The sequence below is a fragment of the Streptomyces sp. NPDC000941 genome (assembly GCF_053599555.1).
This window is the reverse complement of record NZ_JBSFMM010000544.1, coordinates 1-1,476: the sequence shown is the minus strand read 5'-3', so window position 1 is coordinate 1,476 and position 1,476 is coordinate 1. Positions and strand designations below refer to the sequence as shown.

At 77.6% G+C, this 1,476-nt stretch carries 1 protein-coding gene; it reads right to left on the bottom strand.

Features of this window, described 5'->3' with window-relative positions; all coding sequences use genetic code 11:
• On the bottom strand, positions 1-1,476 hold a 1,476-nt coding region (locus ACWDSL_RS53390; RefSeq protein WP_450497008.1), incomplete at both ends, for an SDR family NAD(P)-dependent oxidoreductase.

Below are 1,476 nucleotides of genomic sequence, written 5' to 3'. Positions count from 1 at the left end.
CCCACGGCAGCTCTCCCCATCCGCCGGGCGCCCGCGCCCGGGCGCGAATGCCGAGCGCGCCGAGGCGGGCGAGGTCGGCCTGGGTGAGGTGCTCGGTCATGGCCGAGGGCTGCTGCCACAGCGTCCACGCCACGCTGGTGCCGGGCAGCCCGTCGGCGCGGCGCGCCGCGACCAGAGCGTCGGCGTAGGCGTTGGCGGCGGCGTACCCGGCCTGTCCCGGATTGCCGATGACGCCGGCGGCGGAGGAGAACACCGCGAACATCCGCAGCGGCACCTCACGGGTGAGGGCGTGGAGGTGCCAGGCGCCGTGCGCCTTGGGGGTCCAGACGCGGGCGAGGCGGTCGTCGTCCCACGCCTCCACGAGGGCGTCGTCGGTCGCGCCGGCGGCGTGGACCACGCCGACCAGCGGGTGGCTGTCCGGGATGGCCTCCAACGCCCCTGCCAGGCCGGCGTGGTCGGCCACGTCGACAGCCGACAGGTCGACGTGGGCTCCCAGCGCCGTGAGCCGCTCCAGCAACTCGGCCGCGCCGGGCGCGTCCGCGCCCTGGCGGGAGAGGAGCAGCAGGCGCTCCGCACCGTACGCGCGCACCAGATGCTCGGCGACAGCGGCGCCCAGCACGCCGGTGCCGCCGGAGACGAGGACGGTGCCGCCGGACAGCTCGGGCCCCTCGGCCCCGGCCGGCGGGGAGGTGCGGACCAGGCGCGGCACCAGCGGGCCCGTGGCGCGGACGGCCAGCTGCGGCTCGTCGGCGTCGAGGGCGTGGCGGACGGCCTCGGCCAGGCCGGCCGCGTCGGCATCGGTGTCGGCATCGGTGTCGGTGTCGGTGTCGACGAGGACGAAACGGCCCGGGTGCTCGGCCTGGACCGCGCGGACCAGGCCCCACACGGCCGCGCCGCCCGGGTCGGGCGGGGCCTCGTTCTCGCCGGCCGGTACGGCGCCGGAGGTGACGAGGACCAGCCGGGAGTCGAGCAGCCTCGGCTCCGCCAGCCACTCCCGCAGCAGCGTCAGGACGCCGTCGACGGCGGTCAGTTCGTCGCCGGGCGTGCCCGGTACGGCGTGGAGCACGGCCTCGGGCGCCGGGGCGCTGTCGTCCAGCGCGGACAGCAGCCCGGCCAGGTCGGGGTGGTCGGTGGTGCCGGGGACCGCGAGCGGTACGGCGCCGCCGAACGCCGCCCACGCGCCACCGCCGTCCGGCGGCACCGTCCCGCCGTGCGCGGGCACCCAGTCCACGGCGTAGAGGCCCTCGGCTGCGCGCTCGCCCACGGCACGCAACTCGGCGGCGCTCGTGGGGCGTACGGCGACGGACCCGGCGTCCAGGACCGGGGCGCCGGTCTCGTCCGTCAGCAGCAGGCGGTGCCCGCCGGCCAGCGGCGACACGCGCGCGCGGCACAGTTTGATGCCGTTGTACTGGGCGGGGTTGTGGCTGGCCGTGAACATCGCACCGGGCAGGTCGAGGTGGCCGCTGGCGAAGTAGA